16 protein-coding genes are annotated in these 17,199 nt (G+C 70.2%); 2 read left to right on the top strand and 14 right to left on the bottom strand.

The window, feature by feature from the left end; genetic code table 11:
* Positions 1 to 5: 5 nt before the first annotated feature.
* Genes JHE00_RS23535 through JHE00_RS23490 form a run of 10 tightly spaced genes read right to left on the bottom strand, consistent with a single transcriptional unit; the run spans position 6 to position 10,405 of the window.
* Positions 6 to 1,166 (bottom strand): acyl-CoA dehydrogenase family protein, encoded by a 1,161-nt coding sequence (locus JHE00_RS23535; protein ID WP_200321788.1) that lies wholly within the window; start codon positions 1,164 to 1,166, stop codon positions 6 to 8.
* A 2-nt stretch (positions 1,167 to 1,168) separates the two neighbouring features.
* Complete coding sequence (locus tag JHE00_RS23530) at positions 1,169 to 2,362, bottom strand: enoyl-CoA hydratase-related protein (protein ID WP_200321786.1); 1,194 nt, start codon at positions 2,360 to 2,362, stop codon at positions 1,169 to 1,171.
* A gap of 54 nt (positions 2,363 to 2,416) precedes the next feature.
* Positions 2,417 to 3,610, bottom strand: coding sequence for an acetyl-CoA acetyltransferase (locus JHE00_RS23525; protein WP_307832074.1), 1,194 nt, complete (start codon positions 3,608 to 3,610; stop codon positions 2,417 to 2,419).
* Entirely contained in the window at positions 3,607 to 5,025 is a 1,419-nt protein-coding gene (locus JHE00_RS23520; protein WP_200321784.1) for an OB-fold domain-containing protein, read from the bottom strand. Before JHE00_RS23520 ends, JHE00_RS23525 begins: the two co-directional genes overlap by 4 nt.
* Positions 5,022 to 5,276, bottom strand: coding sequence for a hypothetical protein (locus JHE00_RS23515; RefSeq protein ID WP_200321770.1), 255 nt, complete (start codon positions 5,274 to 5,276; stop codon positions 5,022 to 5,024). Before JHE00_RS23515 ends, JHE00_RS23520 begins: the two co-directional genes overlap by 4 nt.
* 9 nt (positions 5,277 to 5,285) lie before the next feature.
* Complete coding sequence (locus tag JHE00_RS23510; RefSeq protein ID WP_200321768.1) at positions 5,286 to 5,786, bottom strand: aromatic-ring-hydroxylating dioxygenase subunit beta; 501 nt, start codon at positions 5,784 to 5,786, stop codon at positions 5,286 to 5,288.
* Positions 5,783 to 7,057, bottom strand: coding sequence for an aromatic ring-hydroxylating oxygenase subunit alpha (locus JHE00_RS23505; protein ID WP_200321766.1), 1,275 nt, complete (start codon positions 7,055 to 7,057; stop codon positions 5,783 to 5,785). Before JHE00_RS23505 ends, JHE00_RS23510 begins: the two co-directional genes overlap by 4 nt.
* Positions 7,054 to 8,778: a class I adenylate-forming enzyme family protein gene (locus tag JHE00_RS23500; RefSeq protein ID WP_200321759.1), complete on the bottom strand. Its 1,725-nt coding sequence runs from the start codon at positions 8,776 to 8,778 to the stop codon at positions 7,054 to 7,056. The genes JHE00_RS23505 and JHE00_RS23500 overlap by 4 nt, the downstream gene beginning before the upstream one ends.
* A 42-nt stretch (positions 8,779 to 8,820) precedes the next feature.
* Positions 8,821 to 9,630 (bottom strand): enoyl-CoA hydratase/isomerase family protein, encoded by an 810-nt coding sequence (locus JHE00_RS23495; RefSeq protein WP_200321757.1) that lies wholly within the window; start codon positions 9,628 to 9,630, stop codon positions 8,821 to 8,823.
* A gap of 1 nt (position 9,631) precedes the next feature.
* On the bottom strand, positions 9,632 to 10,405 hold the full coding sequence (locus JHE00_RS23490) for an enoyl-CoA hydratase/isomerase family protein (protein ID WP_307832073.1): 774 nt from the start codon (positions 10,403 to 10,405) through the stop codon (positions 9,632 to 9,634).
* A gap of 131 nt (positions 10,406 to 10,536) precedes the next feature.
* Between JHE00_RS23490 and JHE00_RS23485 the strand changes: the two genes are divergently transcribed.
* Positions 10,537 to 11,334 carry an SDR family NAD(P)-dependent oxidoreductase gene (locus tag JHE00_RS23485; RefSeq protein WP_200321754.1) on the top strand — a complete coding sequence of 266 codons (798 nt, stop codon included), beginning with the start codon at positions 10,537 to 10,539 and terminating at the stop codon, positions 11,332 to 11,334.
* Complete coding sequence (locus JHE00_RS35225; protein ID WP_307832072.1) at positions 11,331 to 11,957, top strand: TetR/AcrR family transcriptional regulator; 627 nt, start codon at positions 11,331 to 11,333, stop codon at positions 11,955 to 11,957. Before JHE00_RS23485 ends, JHE00_RS35225 begins: the two co-directional genes overlap by 4 nt.
* A gap of 54 nt (positions 11,958 to 12,011) precedes the next feature.
* Here JHE00_RS35225 and JHE00_RS23475 read toward each other — a convergent pair whose 3' ends face one another.
* The 4 genes from JHE00_RS23475 to JHE00_RS23460 all read right to left on the bottom strand — a co-directional run bounded on the left by JHE00_RS23475 (position 12,012) and on the right by JHE00_RS23460 (position 17,190).
* Complete coding sequence (locus JHE00_RS23475; protein ID WP_200321752.1) at positions 12,012 to 13,301, bottom strand: MFS transporter; 1,290 nt, start codon at positions 13,299 to 13,301, stop codon at positions 12,012 to 12,014.
* 78 nt (positions 13,302 to 13,379) lie between these two features.
* Complete coding sequence (locus JHE00_RS23470; RefSeq protein WP_200321750.1) at positions 13,380 to 14,936, bottom strand: acyl-CoA synthetase; 1,557 nt, start codon at positions 14,934 to 14,936, stop codon at positions 13,380 to 13,382.
* A gap of 50 nt (positions 14,937 to 14,986) precedes the next feature.
* Positions 14,987 to 16,030, bottom strand: a complete 1,044-nt coding sequence (locus JHE00_RS23465) for an Rv3169 family protein (protein ID WP_200321748.1) — start codon at positions 16,028 to 16,030, stop codon at positions 14,987 to 14,989.
* Positions 16,031 to 16,074: 44 nt separating this feature from the next.
* A complete protein-coding gene (locus tag JHE00_RS23460; protein ID WP_200321746.1) occupies positions 16,075 to 17,190 on the bottom strand; it encodes a phosphotransferase family protein in 1,116 nt (371 codons plus the stop codon).
* Positions 17,191 to 17,199 lie beyond the last annotated feature (9 nt).

Below are 17,199 nucleotides of genomic sequence, written 5' to 3'. Positions count from 1 at the left end.
TCGGTCTAGTACGAGTCCGGCAGCCCGAGGCTGCGCTGGGCGACGAAGTTCAGCACCATCTCCCGGCTCACCGGCGCGGTGCGCATGAGACGGATGACGAACCACAGGTCCGCCAGGCCGTACTCGCGCGCGAGGCCGTTGCCGCCGTGGGTCTGGATCGCCTGGTCCAGTGCCCGCAGTCCGGCCTCCGCCGCCGCGAACTTCGCGATGTTGGCGGCTTCGGCCGCGTCGAGTCCCGAGTCGAACAGTTCGGCGGCGCGCATCGTGGCGAGCCGGGCCAGCTCCACGGCGATGTGGGACTCGGCCAGGGGGTGGGAGATGCCCTGGTGCGCTCCGATCGGAGCCGACCAGACCTGTCGCTGACAGGCGTAGTCCCGGGCCTTGGCCACCGCGTAGCGGCCGACCCCGGTGCACAGTGCGGCGGCCAGGACCCGTTCCGGGTTCAGCCCGGCGAACACCTGCCGCAAACCTTTGCCCACCTCACCGATCAGCGCCTCAGCGCCCACTCGCACGTCGTCGAGGAACACGGTGAACTGCCGGTCGGGCGAGGTCAGCGCGGTGTCGATCCGCTGCAGTGTCACGCCGGGCGAGGCGACCGGGACCACGAACAACGACAACGGGTTGCGGCCCGTCGTGGCGACGTCGCCGTCGCGCGCGACGAGCAGGAGCGCCTCGCACTCGTCGGCCGCCGAGATGTAGTACTTGCCACCGGAGATGACCCAGCCGTCGGTGTCCTTGCGCGCCGTTGTGGACACGTTGTGGCTGTTGGAACCGGCGTCGGGCTCGGTCAGCGCGAAGGCCATCTTCCGCGAGCCGTCCGCGATTCCGGGCAGCCACTCGCCCTTCATCTCCGCGGAGCCGTGCGCGGCCAGGATCGACCCGCAGATCGCGGGCGAGATCACGGCGAGCAGCAACGGCATCCCGTGCGCGGCCAGCTCCTCGATCACGATGGTGAGCTCGGTCAGGCCCGCGCCACCACCGCCGAACTCCTCGGGCAGGTGCACGCCGAGCAGCCCCGCCTCGCCCAGCTCACTCCACAGCTCGCCGATGTGCTCGCCCCGGCGGGCGCGGTCGGCGTAGTACTCGTGTCCGTACTTGGCCGCGATCTTCGCGACACTCTCCCGGATCAGGCGGTGGTCGTCGTTGTCGATGACGAGTCCCGTCATGTTCACCGTCCCTCGAACGTCGGAGTCTTCTTCTCCAGGAATGCGGCCACGGCGCCGTGGGCGTCGGCCGTCGCGGCGGCGCGCGCGATGGCGTCGGTCTCGGCCACGAGCTGCTGCGACAGCGTCGCCGACCACGAGTCGCGCAGGAGCCTGCGGATCTCGCCATAGGCGCGAGTAGGACCGTCGGCCAGCCGCCGGGCCGCCGCCCACGCCTCGTGTTCGAGCGCGTCGCCGGCAACGACGTGCGAGACGAGGCCCCACTCGGCGGCGTCGGCGGCGTCGAGCACCCGCTGTTCGAAGTACAGCTGCGCGGCCCTGCGCGGACCGACGAGCCTCGGCAGGAACCACGAGTTTCCGCCGTCGCCCGACAGTCCCAATGCGGCGAACCCGGTGGCGAACTTCGTGTTCTCGGCGGCAAACGCGAGGTCGGCGACGTAGAGCAGCCCCAGTCCGCCACCCGCGACCGCGCCGTGCACGGCCGTCACGATCGGCGCGTCCAGTTCGCTGAGGATGCGCAGCGCGTCGTGGTACGGGGTCGTCATCCGGCGCAGCGCGGCGGGCAGGTCCGCTCCCACCCCACCGAACACCGAGACGTCCCCGCCGACGGTGAACGTGGAACCCGATCCGCTGATGAGCAACGCCCGAAGGCTCTGGTCCGCCGCACAGCGCAGGGCGACCTCGTAGAGCTCGTCCGCGACGGTCTGGTCGATGGCGTTGCGCACGTCGGGCCGGTTGAGCCGGAGCACGCCGACGCCGTCGGTCACGGTGAAGTCCACCGTCTCGAGGTCCCGCCCCGGCTCCGCGAGCGCCTCGCTCCACCGCCCGCTGTCGGTGAGCTGGACCAGGCCGGAGACCTGCCCGTCGGCGAAGGACAGCACGTGGACGAACTCCGCGTCCAGCGCGGCGCCGGTCCTCGCGGTGCCGGTGTAGCGCCCGCGCACGAACAGGCGGCCGTCGTCGAGCAGGGCGAACTCCGCCGGTTCGGCACGAGCGACGACGCTGCGGGCGATCCGGCCCCAGAACTGCCGTCGCATCGCGTCCGGACCCTGGTAGTCGCCTCCCAGCCCGAGCGGAAGCCCTTCGGTGGCGTGGCCCGCGAAGCCGGGGTGCAGCAACCGGTCCAGGCCGTCGCGGTCTCCCGAGGCCAGCGCCCGGTAGAGCTCGGTGGCCAGTTTCTCGGCCGCGGCCCGGTCCATGACTCCACCTCCGTATCGTGTCTAATTTAATGTAGATAAAATTTTGAAGTCGCGTCAACCGTCGAGTTCGGGCCCCACGACGGACACGAAGGACACGCAGCTGCCCGGCCGTCCGCCCAGGTTGTGCGTCAGCCCGAGCCTCGGGTCGGCGAGCTGCCGCCGACCCGCCTCTCCCCGGAACTGCAGCCAGCACTCGTAGAGCATCCGCAGGCCACTCGCGCCCACCGGGTGGCCGAACGACTTCAGACCGCCGTCGGGGTTCACGGGTAGCCGCCCGCCGAGTTCGAACGCTCCGTCGAGGACGTCTTTCCACGCCTGGCCGCGCTCGGAGAAACCCAGGTCCTCCATCAACACCAGCTCGGTCGGAGTGAAGCAGTCGTGCACCTCGGCGAGTGAGATCTCGCGCCGAGGATCGGTGACGCCCGCCTGTGCGAACGCGTCCCGCGCGCTGCGAATAACCTCGGGAAAGGTGGTGTAGTCGTAGTCGGGATCCGCCGCGCCGAGCGCCGGTCCCGCCGCGAGCGAGAGGCCCTTCACATACATCGGCCGGTCGGTGTAGTCGAGCGCGTCCTCGGCGCGGACGATCAGCGCCGCCGCCGCGCCGTCCGACACGCCGGAGCAGTCGAACACGCCCAGCCGCCCGGCCACCGTCGGGGCGTTCGCGATGCGCTGCTTGGTCACCTCGGAACGGAACTGTGCCTTGGGGTTCAGCGCGCCGTTGTGGTGGTTCTTCCATGCCACGTGCGTCATCGCGGACCGCAGCTCGGCCGGGTCGACGCCGTAGCGCGCACAGTAGGCGGGATCGAGCAGGGAGAAGGCCGCTGGAGCGGTCAGGCTCAGCTCGGCCGCCGTCCCATCGCCGGGTGGGTCGGACCGCAGCAGCCCGGAGAAGCCCGAGTCCTTCAGCTTCTCCACGCCGACGGCCATGACCCGGTCGTAGGCCCCGGACGCCACGGCGTAACAGGCGTTGCGGAACGCCTCGGAACCGGTCGCACAGTAGTTCTCCACGCGGGTGACGGGTTTGTAGTCGAGCGCGAGCGCCTTGCTCAACGTCAGACCGGACTGTCCCGATCCCAGTGTGCCCAACCAGTAGGCGTCGACGTCGTCGCGGCGGACCGGACTCGACCCGAAGGCCTCCTCGGTGGCGTCGACCAGCAGGTCCTCCGCCGAGGAGGTCCAGTGCTCGCCGAATCGGGTACAGCCCATCGACACGACGGCGACGCGGTCGCGGATTCCCTTGCTGCTCACGTGTCTCCTCCCTCGGCGACGGCCCGCTCCGGCGCGAGCACGCGCGCCTTCCAGAAGTAGTTGTGCACGCCACCCGCGGTGAACAGCCTGCGAAACGACAGGCCCACCGGCACACCGACGGCCAGGTCGTCGGGCTGGGCGTCGGCGACCTCGAGCGTGTAGCGACCGCCGCCGTCGAAGTCCACGACCGCGTCGATCAGTGGCGGCGAGGGCGAGTACGCCAGCCGGTCCACGGTGTAGGTCGCCACGGCGCCGGTCGACGACGCGAGCGAGAGCTGGTCCATGTCGTCGGCCGACCCGCACTTCTTGCAGACCCGCACCGGCGGGAGGTGCGTGAACCCGCAGCACCGGCACACACTGCCGGTGAAGGAGAACTTCCAGGCCTCCGACCGCGCGCTGGGCGGTCCCGCGGGACGGTCGGGCTCCGGGCGGCGCGGCGGTTCGCGGTCGAGCCAGCCACGCCAGGTGAGGTAGGTGGCGTACGGGACGTCGACGCCGTCCTCGAACTGGTCGGCCACCGGGCGCGATTGCCGGTTCCGCGCCAGGCGCTCGGTGGTGCGCAGGACCAGCGCGTCGCAGCCGTCGGCCGCGGACAGCACGAGGATCGTCTTGCCGGGCTCGGCGTGATCGAGCACGGCCGCGAGGCCGAGCCCGAGATCCGCCGCGCCCGAGTGCCCGATCGGGGACGAGCAGGCGCCGGGAAAGACCCGTGGGGCCTGTGTGCGCACTCCCGGGTTCGGCGAGACGACCACGACATGGTCCGCCTCGTCCAGGCCCGCCGCGGCCAGGGTCTCCGCCGCCGCCCGCCGCAGCAGGGGAAGGTAGGTCTCCAACCCGAACCGCTCCTCCCACTGGCCGCCCGCGGCCTCGCCCGGTGCGCGCCAGCGGTCCAGCAGCTCGGCCGTCCACGAGCGCTGCGCGACGACCTCGGCGATGGCGTCCTCGGGGTCACCGAAGAGCAGCGCGACCGCGCCGTCGCCGCCGTCGCGCTCGTCGCGGGAGCCCGGCAGGCCCGTCCGCACATCGGCCAGCACGACCAGCCCGCGCTCCGCCTGCGCCACCCGCCAGGCGGCGAGTGCCGACCGCGACGAACCGGCGAGATCGGCCGCGAACGTGGCCTGCGGCAGCGCGATCGCGGCGTGGACGGCCGAGGCGTTGGTCTTGTCGGCGTAGGCGGGCGAGGTGGTGGCGAAGTAGAGCGCGCCGGGCGTCGCCGGGTGGGCGCGCAGCAGCGCCCCGGCCGCCTCGACGCCCATGGTCGTGCTGTCCTCGTCGAACGAGGCGACGACGCGGGCACCGCGTCCCCCGCCCGCGCCGAGCGTGGCACCGATCGCTGCCCGCTGGAGCCGGTGCCTCGGCAGGTAGGTCGCATAGGCGACGAGCGCGCTCACGCGGCCACTCCCAGCAACGGTCATCCGTCCTCCCGCCACCGGTCGGACGACGGATCCAGCAGCTGCCGCAGATGACCCTCCGGCAACCAGATGATCGACTCCAGTTCGAGTGCGTCGAGGAACCGCACCCGCCCGCTGCGCAGGTCCTCCAGCCGCAGCCGGGGGCCGTTGCCCGCGTGGTCGACGGAGGCCGCGACCTCCGCGAACTCGCTGCCCACCAGCGCCGTCGAGCCGGGACCCGTCACGACCCCGCTCCGGGAATCGTTGTCAGCCATGGGATCTCCTCAGATCAAAAACGCCATCGTGGGCAGCGGCTGGTCCTTGTTCACCAGGCTGACCTTCTTGAACGCGAGGCGGATCTCGCCGTCCACCACGCGCAGGTGGTAGGTGACGCGCCCAGCCCACGTCTCCAGTCCGCGCGTGCGCGACTCGGCGAGGACGAAGTTGGCCTGCACCACGGTGTCCCCGGCGTCCTCGCCCGCGGTCCCGACGACCTCGATGTTGGAGACCACGCGGCGCAGGTTCGACGGCGGCGATTGCGAGTAGCGCTTGCCGGTGCGCAACTGCTTGAGCCGGGTCGAGATCCGGTTCCGGTTGTCGTAGACGACCGACACCCGCGTTCGAGGATCGGCGTCGTCGTCACCGGCCGGAACCCAGTAGCGGGCGTCGTCGGTCCACAACGCCTCCCAGGCGTCGTAGTCGTGCTCATCGGCGTAGCGCGCCTCGCGGTACAGGAACTGCTCGATCTGGCGCAGCTCCAGCCCGGCGCCGGCGACGGCGGTCACGTCTGGTCCTCCATCAGCGTCTTGTAGTGCGACCAGAAGCCGCGCATGCCGGTCTCGTCGGTCGCGGTGCCGATCGTCAGACCGCGCTCGTCGACCCGTTCCCGTTCCAGCCCGCGACGGATGTCGAGCCACTCCGGGCGCAGCTGCTCGGCTCCACGCTGGTTGCGCTCGTACATCTCGGTGTCGTCGGCGAGCAGCATCCCCGCGGGCCCGACCGAGCCGACGGACTGCGAGACCATCCTCCGGTTCAACTCGGGAGCGCCCTTGAGCTGGACCGCCGTCGAGTGCTGCACACACTCCCCCGCCGACAGTGGCTGGATGACGAAGACCTGGATCTCGGCGATGAACAGGTTCGGAAAGATCATCACGTGCGGCGCGCCCTCGACGAGGATCTCGTCCGCGGCGTCGCCGTGCAGCGCGCGCATCGCCGCCGCGTATTCCGGAACGCGGTCCTCGGTGGTTCCGAACCAGCGCATCGGTTCACCGAACTTGCGGAACTCCGGGCGCAGGTCGTTCTCGCTGTGGCCGTGGCCGAGGTTGCGCGTGACGGCGGTGGACCGGTCGCTGTAGAGCGCTCCGATCGGGCTGCCCGTGACGCTGAAGATCGAGCCGTGCACGAACTGGGGGTGGTAGCCGTCGGTTTCGTTCTCGGCCAACAGCTTCCAGTTCGCCCGCGTCCGGTGTTTGAGCCAGCCCGCGCTGAGCTCGATCTCGCCCTCCGGCGCGAGCCTGCAGAGCCGGTCGATCTCCCCGGCGGCCTCGCCGAGGTGCTCGGCGAGGCTCGGCCCGTCGGCCGCGAAGCTGCCGAAGACGAAGCCCCGGTACGACTCGACCCTCGGCACCCGGCCCATCGCCAGGTCCAGCTTTCCCTTGCCGCCGTAGCCCTTGTTGTACGGATAGCCGAGCAGTTCACCGGTGTTGCGGTAGGTCCAGCCGTGGTAGGGGCAGCGGAACGAGTTCGAGTTCCCGCTCTCGTCCTCGCACACCAGGTTCGCCCGGTGTGCGCACCGATTGACGAGCAGGTGCACCTGGCCCTCGCGGTCCCGCGTGAGCACCAGGTCCTGCGGCCCGATGTTCTTGCGCACGTAGTCGCCCGGCTGGGGAACCTCGCTCTCGTGGCCCACGTACACCCAGGTGCGGTACCAGATCCGCTCCAGCTCCTCGGTGAAGATCCGCGGATCGGTGTACAGGGACCCGTGGACGCGGTCGGGCTGGATCAGCCTCGTGTAGTCGGGACGGTCGGTGCCTGCTCGGGGCACTGTGGCGGTCACGCTTCCACCCTCTTCGCTAGTTCGTCGGCCGGTTCCGTCAACCGCCGCTGCGCCCACGTGACGAGCCGGAACTTCTGGACCTTTCCGGTCGGTGTCATGGGCAGGTCGGACGGGTCGAGGAACAACACGTGCTTGGGGACCTTGAAGCGGGCGAGCTTGTCCTTGCACAGAGCCAGCACCTCGGCGGCGGTGATGCTCTCGCCGGGCGCGCCGACGATGCAGACGCACCCCGCGTCACCCCAGCGCTCGTCCGGGACACCGATCGCGTACACCTGGCTGATGGCAGGGTGGCCGCTCAGCAGGTCCTCGATCTCCTTGGGCATCACCAGCTCGCCGCCACTCTTGTAGAGCTCCTTGCTGCGGCCGGTCACCTCCAGGTAGCCGTCCTCACGCACCCGGCCGAGGTCGCCCGAGCGAATCCAGCCGTCCAGCTTCGCGGCGGCCGACTCCTCTGGCTTGTTCCAGAACCCGATCATGTCGGTCGGCCCGCGCGACGCGAGTTCACCCTCGACGTGCGCAGGCAGGTCCTCGCCGGTGGTCGGGTCGATCGTCTTGTACTCGGTCAGCGCGTCCCGGCCGGCGACGCCCGCGCTGCCCGCGAGCTTGGGCCTGCCCACGGTGACGGAGGTGTAGGTCAACTCGTCCTCGGGAAGCGTGAGGGTCATCGCCCCGCCGCACTCGGTCATCCCGTAACCGGTGACGATCTCGTCGACCCCCAGTTCGTCGCGGACCCGCTCCCACAACCAGACCGGTGCGGGAGCGGCGCCGGAGAGGATCGCCGACAGCGACGTCAGGTCGAAGTCCTCCCGCCGCGGATGCTCCAGCAGCCCGACCGTCATCGTCGGCACGCACAGCACGTCGGTCGCCCGGTGCCGCTCGATCCCCTCGAAGTAGCGCACCGGGTCGAAGGCGGTCTGCGGGATGATCGCGCCGCCCACGACCATCGCGGCGAGCAGGCCCTCGACGTAGCCGAACATGTGGTAGCACGGCAAGGAGAACAGAATCCTGCGCTCGTCCTCGAACGCGCGGGTCAGCGCCGAGGCGTAGGCCGTCCGCTGCACCGCGTCGTGCGTGACCAGAACTCCCTTGGGCGATCCGGTGGTCCCCGAGGTGTAGAGCATGTCGCCGATGTCGTCGGGGTGCGCCTCGTCCGTGGCCCGGCCGGGGTTCGCCTCGCCCAGTTCGCCCAGCCCGGGCACGGTGAGGACTCCCGCGCGCTCGCGGCCGTCGGTGGACAGCAGCACCACCCGGCGCAGCACCGGCAGCCCGGCGACCTCGCCCTCCTCCCAGCCCGGCGCGATCCGGTCGAGCACGTCCAGGTAGTCGAGGTCCCCGAAGCCGGTCATGGTGACCAGTACCGAGCACTCCGACTGCCGGAGTACGTACTCGAGCTCTTCGGCCCGGTACAGGTAGTTCAACGGGATCGCCACGGCGCCTGCCTTCGCGGCAGCGAACTTCACCGGCGCGAACTCCAGGTAGTTGGCCATGAGGATGCCCACCCGGTCGCCCGGCCGCACCCCGACAGCGGCGAGTCCGTCCGCCAGGCGGGTGGCCCACACGGCGGTCTCGGCGTAGGTGATGGTGCGTTCGTCGGTGATGACGAAGGGCCGGTCGCCGAACTCACCGGCGCAGTACTCGAGCCACCCGCCGAGTGTTCTCGGTTCCCATCGGGAGAACTTCGCTCGCAGACGGGCGCGCCGTCGCTCGATGTCGGTCGGCACGGCCACCTCCTTGTGGAATCGAATGTCGATGACGTGGAAGAACTACGTTCCGGTGAAGTGCGCGGGCCTGCGCTCGATCACCGCGGCGAGCCCCTCGCGGGCGTCCGCGGTGCCGGACAGCTCCGAGACCGTCCTGGCCTCCTCGGGCAACTGGGCCTCCAGGGACGCGCCGGTTCCCCGCCACAGCAGTCGTTTCGTCGCGGCGAGGGCCTGCGGAGGCAGCGCGGTCAGGGTGCGTGCGAGAGCCAGCGCCTCGTCGTGCAGCACCTCACCGGGCACGACCTTGGTCGCCAGACCGGCGTCGAGCGCCTCGGCCGCGGTCAGGGTCGGGTTCGTGAGCAGGATGTCCATCGCCCTGCGGAGGCCGACGAGCCTGCTGAGGGTCACGGTGGTGCCGGCATCCGGCGCCATGCCGACGCGGACGGCGCCGGACATGAACTTGGCCGAGTCGGCCGCCACCACGAAGTCGGCGGCGCACGCCAGTCCGAACCCGCCGCCGCCCGCGGCGAACCCGTGCACGGCGGCGATCACCGGCGGCTTCAACTGCACCAGCGACGACACCGCGATCTGCAGCCACGCGGTGGCCTCGCGCAGGTAGTCGGGCAGTCCCTCGCCCTTGCTCGCGAAGTCCCGGACGTCGCCGCCCGCGCAGAAGTGCGGCCCCTCACCGGAGAGGATCACCGCCCGCACCCCCGGCTCGCCGTGCACTCGCATGATCGCGGCGTGCAGAGCCTGGAGCAGGTCCATGTTCATGCCGTTCGCGGCGTCCGGCCGGTTGAGGCGCAGCCGGGCGACTCCGTCGGAGTCCAGCTCCAGCAACACCGGGCCGGAGGCGATCAGTTCATCGGTCATGTCAGGCTCCCTTACCCGTACCGAAGGAGGCGATTCCGGCTCCGGCCGTGGCGCTTCCGACGTGCTCGATCACCGTCGCCAGCTCCATGGCGAGCCCGTCGGCCAGCGGCGCGCGGAGCCCGTCGTGCACGAGCCGCTTGATCCGGCCCAGCGCGACCGGGTCCTGCTCCCCCAGCCGCCGCACGAACGCCGCGACACCCGCGTCGAACTCCTCGGGCGCGAAGCCGCGGTAGGCCAGGCCCCACTCGGCGGCCTGCGCTCCGGACAGTCGCTCGCCGGAGAGGATGTGACCGAGAGCCCGCTGCCTGCCGACCAGTCGCGGCAACCGCTGCGAGCCGCCGCCTCCGGGCACCTGGCCGAAGTTCGCGTGGTTGTCGGCCAGCTTCGCGTCGGCTCGGACCACCGCGATGTCGCACGCCTGCATCAGCTCGAAACCTCCGGCCATCGCGTAGCCCTCGACCGCCGCGACCACGGGCACCGGTAGCTCGGCGATGACACCGCAGGCGCGGCCGAAGTTCTCGAACAACGGCCGGAGCGCCTCGGGGCCCTCGGCACGAAGTCGTTCGAGCTCACGGAAATCGCCGCCGACCGAGAAGTTGCCACCCGCACCACGGATGACGATGACGGTCACGGCCCCGGCCAGCTCGCGCAGCGAGTTCTCCAGCTGCCTGCCGAGTTCCACCGTGATGGCGTTCATCGCCTCCGGCCGGTCGAGCACGATGTGCCCGACCACTCCGTCCGCGTGTGCTGAGACGACTTTGTCCTGACTGCTCACTGTGTCCACCTGTTTCCGAGGTGCGAGATCGCTTCGCCTCGCCGCACCGAGCCTGGTGACGTTTTCGAATTTAAGATAAATTAGTTGGGATCGCATCGTCAACCGGGGCGAGGCCCCGCGAAGGAGCAGGGATGGATCTCGACCTGCGTGGAGCCCGCGTACTCGTCACGGGCGGCGCGTCCAACATCGGCCGCGGCATCGTCCACGGCTTCGCCGAGGAGGGCGCGCGGCTCGCGATCTGCGACGTCGACGGCGACCAGGCCACGAAGGTGCGGGCGGAGGCGCTCGAGCGCGGAGCCGCCGCGGCCGAGGTCATCGAGGAGGACCTGACCCTGCAGGGGGCGGGATCGCGCGTCGTCGGTCACGTGCTGGAACGCTGGGGCGGCATCGACGCGCTGGTCAACAACGCCGGGTGGAGCGTGCCGGGTTTCCTCGCGGAGGACACCGACCGCGCCCGCTGGCAGCGCCTGGTCGAGGTCAACATGTTCGCCGCCATCGACTGCACGCAGGCCGCGATCGGCCCGATGCGCGAGGCGAACCGCGGCTCGATCGTGTTCATCTCCAGCGACGCCGCGTTCGGCGAGATCCGCCAGGGCGTCTACGGCGCCACCAAGGCCGCCGTGCTCGCGCTGGCCAGGACGCTCGCCAAGGAACACGGCAGGCACGGCATCCGGTCCAACGTGGTGTGCCCTGGACTGGTGCTGCCGGAGGGCGACGGTGCGATCGGGACGAAGAGTCTGTGGGCCACCGGACGCGACTCGGTCTTCACCGAGAAGCAGATCGAGTCGCTGACGAAGGGGATCCCCCTGCGCAGGCTCACCACCGCCGAGGACGTCGCCGCGGCCGTCGTCTGGGTCTCGTCCGAACGGGCCGCCAGGCAGGTGACCGGGCAGGTGTTCTCGGTCAGCGGCGGATTCTCGATGCCGTGACGCGGCGCGACGACATGGCGGCGGACAGGCGCAGAAACGGCTCGGACACACCGTCGGCGACGCGCGATCGCATCCTCGACGCCGCGGCGAGGATCCTCAGCGAGAAGGGGTACTCGGCAACGCGGCTGGCCGACATCGCGCAGCTCGCCGAGGTCCGTGCTCCGGCGCTGTACTACTACTTCTCGTCCCGCGAGGAGCTGATCGCCGAGGTGATGGCGGTCGGTCAACGACGGCTCCGAGAGCACGTGGAGAGTGCCTTGGCCGCCCTTCCTCCCGGCACTGCCCCGATGGATCGCATCGACACCGCGGTGCAGGCTCACCTGCAGGTGGAGCTCCAGCTCTCCGACTTCGCCACCGCGGTGACCCGGAACTTGGGACAGCTTCCCGACGACGTGCGCGAGCGGCTGCGTTCCGAGGGGTCCGAGTACATCGGACTGTGGCGGCGGCTGCTCGAACAGGCCAGGGCCGCGGGTCTCATCCGGCCGGACCTCGATCTCCGGGCGGCGCGGATGCTCGTGATGGGGGCGCTGAACTGGACCCCGGAGTGGTGGAACCCGCGCCAGGGATCGCTCACCGACGTCATCGACACCGCCAAGAGCCTCGTCCGCCACGGCCTCGGCTGACCGAAGGACGGGGACGCGGCCGGTCCGGCCGCGTCCCCGTGAACACCGGCGCGGCTAAGCCAGGTGGGCCGGTGTCCGCTGCATGGCCAGGACCAGCGCCGGCACGACGGCGATGGCCGCACCGATGCCGAACACCAGCATCCAGTTGCCCGTGCCGTCGACGATGTAGCCGATGACGACGGGGCTGAAGATCCCCGCGAGGTTCCCGGTGCCGAGCACGAAACCGAATACCGAGCCGAACACCGACTTCGGCACCAGCGACGCGATCAGCGACTGGGGCAGCCCGAGCGGGATGTAGAGCACGAACAGCACCGCGGCCATCAGAACCACCGCGGCGGTGGCCGTCGTCGTGATGCCGACCAGCATGAGCAGCACGCCGACGATCAGGACCGTCACGATGAAGGTCCACTTGCGAGCCAGGAAGATCCGTCCTCCGGTGCGTTTCGCGACCCAGTCGGCCAGCAGGCCGCTGGAGGCCATCCCGAGCGCTCCGCAGAACCAGGGCACCGCGGTGGCCACGGCGAGGCCCCCGAGGTCGACGCCGTGCTGTTGCGTGACGTAGAGCGGGAACCAGTTGAGGAACGTGTAGAGCAGCCAGATCACGCCGAAGAGGCCGAACATGACGGTGAGGACCTGCGGGTTGAGCAGGTGCTTGCGCACGTTCTCCTTGCCGACCACGCCCGCGGACTCCTCGGCCGCGCGCTGCTCGGCCTCGTCGCGCCGCATCTCCTCCACCTCGGAGGGGAGGGCACGCGGGTCCTTGCCGGGGGTGTCGCGGACGACGACCCACCAGCCGATCAGGAAGAGCACTCCCATCAGGCCGAAGGCGATGAAGGGAGCGCGCCAGCTACCGTCGAAGGCGGCGATGATCGCGACCGTGACGGGACCGCCGATGGCCCCGCCCAGCGGCTGCGCGGCGTAGGTGAACCCGATTCCGGTCGCGAGATTGCGTCGTGGAAACCAGTTCGACAGCGATTTGGTGGTCGACGGTGCCTGTGGTCCTTCCGCGATGCCGAAGAGGAAACGCACGGCCATCAGGAAGATCGCGTTGAATCCGGCGGCAGTCAGCGCGGTGAAGAACGACCACCCCGTGATCGCCCACGCCATCACCGAGCGGGGGCCGAACCGGTCGGCCGCCCAGCCGCCGAGATACACGCCAGGGACGTAGCCGAGGAAGAACGCCGAGAGGATCCATCCGAACGTGCTCGTGCTCAGGCCGAGATCTGCCACCATCAGCGGACCCGCGACCGCGATCGCCGAACGGTCCGCGTAGTTCAGGGTGAGGACCGAGAAGTTGGCCCCGACGACGTACCAGCGGCGAGGAAGCCGCCTTCGTTTCTCCACTGTGGACTGGCTGGTTTCGACTGCGTTCGACTCTGACACTGCGGTCGCCTTCCGGGGGATGGGGTGCTGGCTAGGGGCTCAGTGCACGGCGCGCGTCTGGCCTTCCCAGAAGGGGGCCCGCAGGGTCTGCTTCATGATCTTTCCCGCGCCCGACAACGGCAGCGGCTCGGCACTGATCTCGACGCTCTTGGGGCACTTGTAGCTCCCGATCAGCGCGTTGCAGTGGGCGATGACGTCCTCGGCCGTGAGCGTCGCGCCCGGCCGGGGAACGACGATGGCGTGCACGCGCTCGCCCCACTGACCGTCGGGAATGCCGATGACGGCGCACTCGGCGACCCGGAGGTCGTGGTAGATCGCCTGCTCGACCTCGCCGCTGTAGACGTTCTCCCCGCCGGTCACGATCATGTCCTTGAGCCGGTCGACGATGGTGACGAACCCTTCGTCGTCCATGAAGGCCGCGTCACCCGTGTGCAGCCAGCCGTTGCGCAGAACCGCGGCGGTCTCCTCGGGTTTGTCCCAGTAGCCCAGCATCACGGCCGGACCGCGCACCGCGATCTCGCCGACGGTGCCCCGCGGCACCTCCTCGCCGTCCAGGTCGACGATCCGGACCTCGATCCCGGCGGCCGCCCGGCCCGCAGACCGGAGCTTGCTCGACTCGGGCTGGTCGAGCACGTGGTAGCGCGTGGGCAACGCCGTGACCAGCGCGGTGGCCTCCGTGCACCCGTAGCCCTGGATGAGGTTCCAGCTCGGCAGCTCGCGCATCACCCGCCGGACCAGCGCCTCGGGCATCGGAGACGCGCCGTACTCCACGGTCTTGACACTCGTGAGGTCCCGATGCGGGAAGTCAGGGTGGTTCAGCAGCATGGTGATCATGGTCGGTACGAACAGGCAGTAGGTCGCCTGCTCCTTCTCGATCGTCTCCATCGTCGCGGCCGGTTCGAACTTCGGCAGGATGATGTGCGTGCCGGCCGCCAGCGTGAGCGCGAACAGCGGCGCCGCACCGGCCATGTGGAAGAAACCCGGGGTGTGCAGGAACCGGGTCTCGTCGCTGAAGTCCAGGGTGCCGATCCACATCAGCGCGCAGCTGATGAGGTTGGAGTGCGAGAGCATCACGCCCCTGGCGCTCGAGGTCGTGCCGCCGGTGTAGCAGATGAAGGCGAGGTCGTCGCCCGAGCGGTCCGACTCCGGGCACTCGACGCCGGTGGTCGCCAAGTGGTCGTAGGTCTCGGTCCCCGCGAGCTCCCGCTCGCCCATCGTGACCACGACGGGCCGGTCCGCGACGTCCGCGCACAGGAGCTCGATCTCGTCCACCCACGCGTCGTCCACCACGAGGACGCTCGGGCGGCAGTCGGCGATCGAGCGGGCCAGCTCCACGACCGACCAGCGCGTGTTCAGCGGGACGGTCACCCCGCCCGCCCACGCGGTGGCGAAGAACAGCTCCGCGTAGTCGTCGCTGTTGCCGCCGAGGATCGCGACGCGTTCGCCGTCGGTGATCCCGAGGCGTTGGAGCGCACCCGCCGCCCTGCGGCTGCGGGTGCCGAACTCCTCCCAGGTGCGAGTCCTGCCGTGGAAGATCGTCGCGGGCTCGGTGGGCCGGTGCTGGACGGCACGGCTCAGTGCCTGGGTCAACCTCATGCGTGAACCTCCTTGGTCACGAGCGCTGACAGGTGGTCGGGAGCCGGCTCTCATCGGCGTGCGGAGCCGGGCCGGTAGCGGTACCGGGGACTGCGGGAGTGGGCGAACTCGAAGATCCCCGCGCCCTGCTCGGAGGTTCCCCCCTCGACGCGGGTGAAGCCGGAAAGCCGGTCGGTGAGGGGATATCCGAGGTTGCGCGGGATGTTCGCGGGATCGAGCAGGTCCCACCGGTCGTGCTCGACGTGACCGCTGCCCTGCGGCTTGCCGTGGAACCGGCCATAACCCGCGCCCTCGAGGAAACCGCCCCGGGTGGCGGCCGAGTCGACAAGTAGCTCGAACGCACGTCCGCTCTCGGTGGTGAGGCCGAGCCTGCCGCCGGGCGTCTCGAGGTCGTCGTCGAAGCTCAACTCGTGCTCGACCGCCACGATCCGGTCCGTGCTGCCATCGGCGGCGAGGACGGCACCGTCGAGCAGTGTGTGGACGTTGTCGCGGTCGAGGTCGAGCATGAACGCCACGGAATCGGCGGCGAACTGTCCCTGGACCCACAGGTGCAGCCCCTGGCCCGCCGTCGCGTGGCGCCGGCCGCGCGAGCGATCGTGCTGGCCGGTCCACCCGGCGATCTCGGTCCGGACGCCGTCGACCTCGACCCAGCCCTCGTGGTGACCCGACTGGAACGAGTGGTCGAAGGTCCTGACCTCGTTGCCGTCGGAGAGGACGATCTCGTCGCATCCCCAAGGCGCGGTCCTGGCCGTCCAGGTCAGATCGCACGCGATGCCCGACGGGTTCTCCGCCACCCGGACCCGCCAGCGCACGGCGGGCTCCACGACCTCCCACGACAGCGGGCCCACAGCGCCCGGCAGCGTCGAGCCGGTCACGACGTCGGACACGCGAAGGTTGATCTGTTCCTTCGCCGTGACCGCGACCGCGTAGCCGTCCACCAGGCTCTCGGCCGGGTACACACCGGCGCCGATCATGAACATCGGAGCAACGGGTCCCGCGTGGACGTTGACGTAGAAGCGGTCGAACCAGCCGGGTTCGATGCCGGCGGGTGCCGTCCGGACGAGAGGGTCGTGGGCGAGAGTCGTCGTTGACACGGTGTGACCTCCGGTATCGCTGGATGATCGGGAAAACGGGACGTTCAGACGAACTCGCCGTCGAACGCGGTCGCGGCGGCACAGCTGGCGAGTTGAGGGATTCCGGTTTTCAGGGCGTGGTTGAACGGGTCGTCCGTGAGACCGGCGACCGCGCGCTTGTAGTAGCCCTCGAGCCCCACCGCGGTTCGCCAGAACGCGAACGCCACGTGCCACCGCAGGTTTTCGAGCGACCGGCCGGACTTCTCGGCGTAGCGCGCCGCCACGTACTCGCGGCCGGGGAATCCGCCGCCGCGCAGGACTCCCCCGAGCCCCAGCAGCGGACTCTCCGGATCCCCCGGCTCGGTGAAGGTCGAGAGCAGATATCCGAGATCGGTCATGGGATCGCCGACGGTGATGAGCTCCCAGTCCAGAACCGCGTCGATCGTCCCGCTCGAAGAAGGCTCGTACATCACGTTGCCCAGCCGGAAGTCGCCGTGCACGAGGGTGGATGCCGCGTCCGCGGGCTGATGCTCACGCAGCCACTCGCGAACCCCGCTCAGCTCGGGGATCTCCCGCACCTTGTTGACGAGCCACAACTTGTCGAACAGGTTCAGCTGGCGTTCGAGAAAATCCGGACCACGGTTCCAGTCCTGAAGTCCGACCGCCGCCGGGTCGACCGCGTGCAACGCGGCGAGCGAGTCCACCAGGCTGTCGATCATCCGCCTGCGCGCGCCCGCGTCGTCCAGCTCGGCGGGCAGCCGCGCCGTGACGACCTGCCCGTGCAGGCGTTCCATGAGGTAGAAGGGAGCGCCGAGGACCTCGTCGGAACGGCACGTCACCAGGATCTGCGGTACCGGAACCGCGGTGTCGGCCAGCGCCTCCTGAACGCGCGCCTCGCGCAGCACGTTGTGGGCGTGCTTGGGATAGGGCGGCCGAGGCGGTCGCCGGAGGACCGCCTCGAAGCCGTCGCGCTCGATGACGAACGTCGCGTTGGAATGACCCTCACCGATGCGCTGTGCGCGGAGGGGACCCCGCCCGAGGCCGAGCCCGTCCAGGTAGTCCTCGAGCGAGCCGCGAATGAGCAACGGTGGCTGCCGCAGTCGTGCGGCGTCGCTCGCCGACTCGACCACGTCGACGAGCGGAGCCGCGGCATTCGCTGGAAGCTGGCTGAGGGATTCCATGGGGAATGA

This window comes from Prauserella cavernicola (assembly GCF_016595675.1).
Classification (GTDB): domain Bacteria; phylum Actinomycetota; class Actinomycetes; order Mycobacteriales; family Pseudonocardiaceae; genus Prauserella_A; species Prauserella_A cavernicola.
This window is presented reverse-complemented; position numbering and strand designations above follow the sequence as displayed.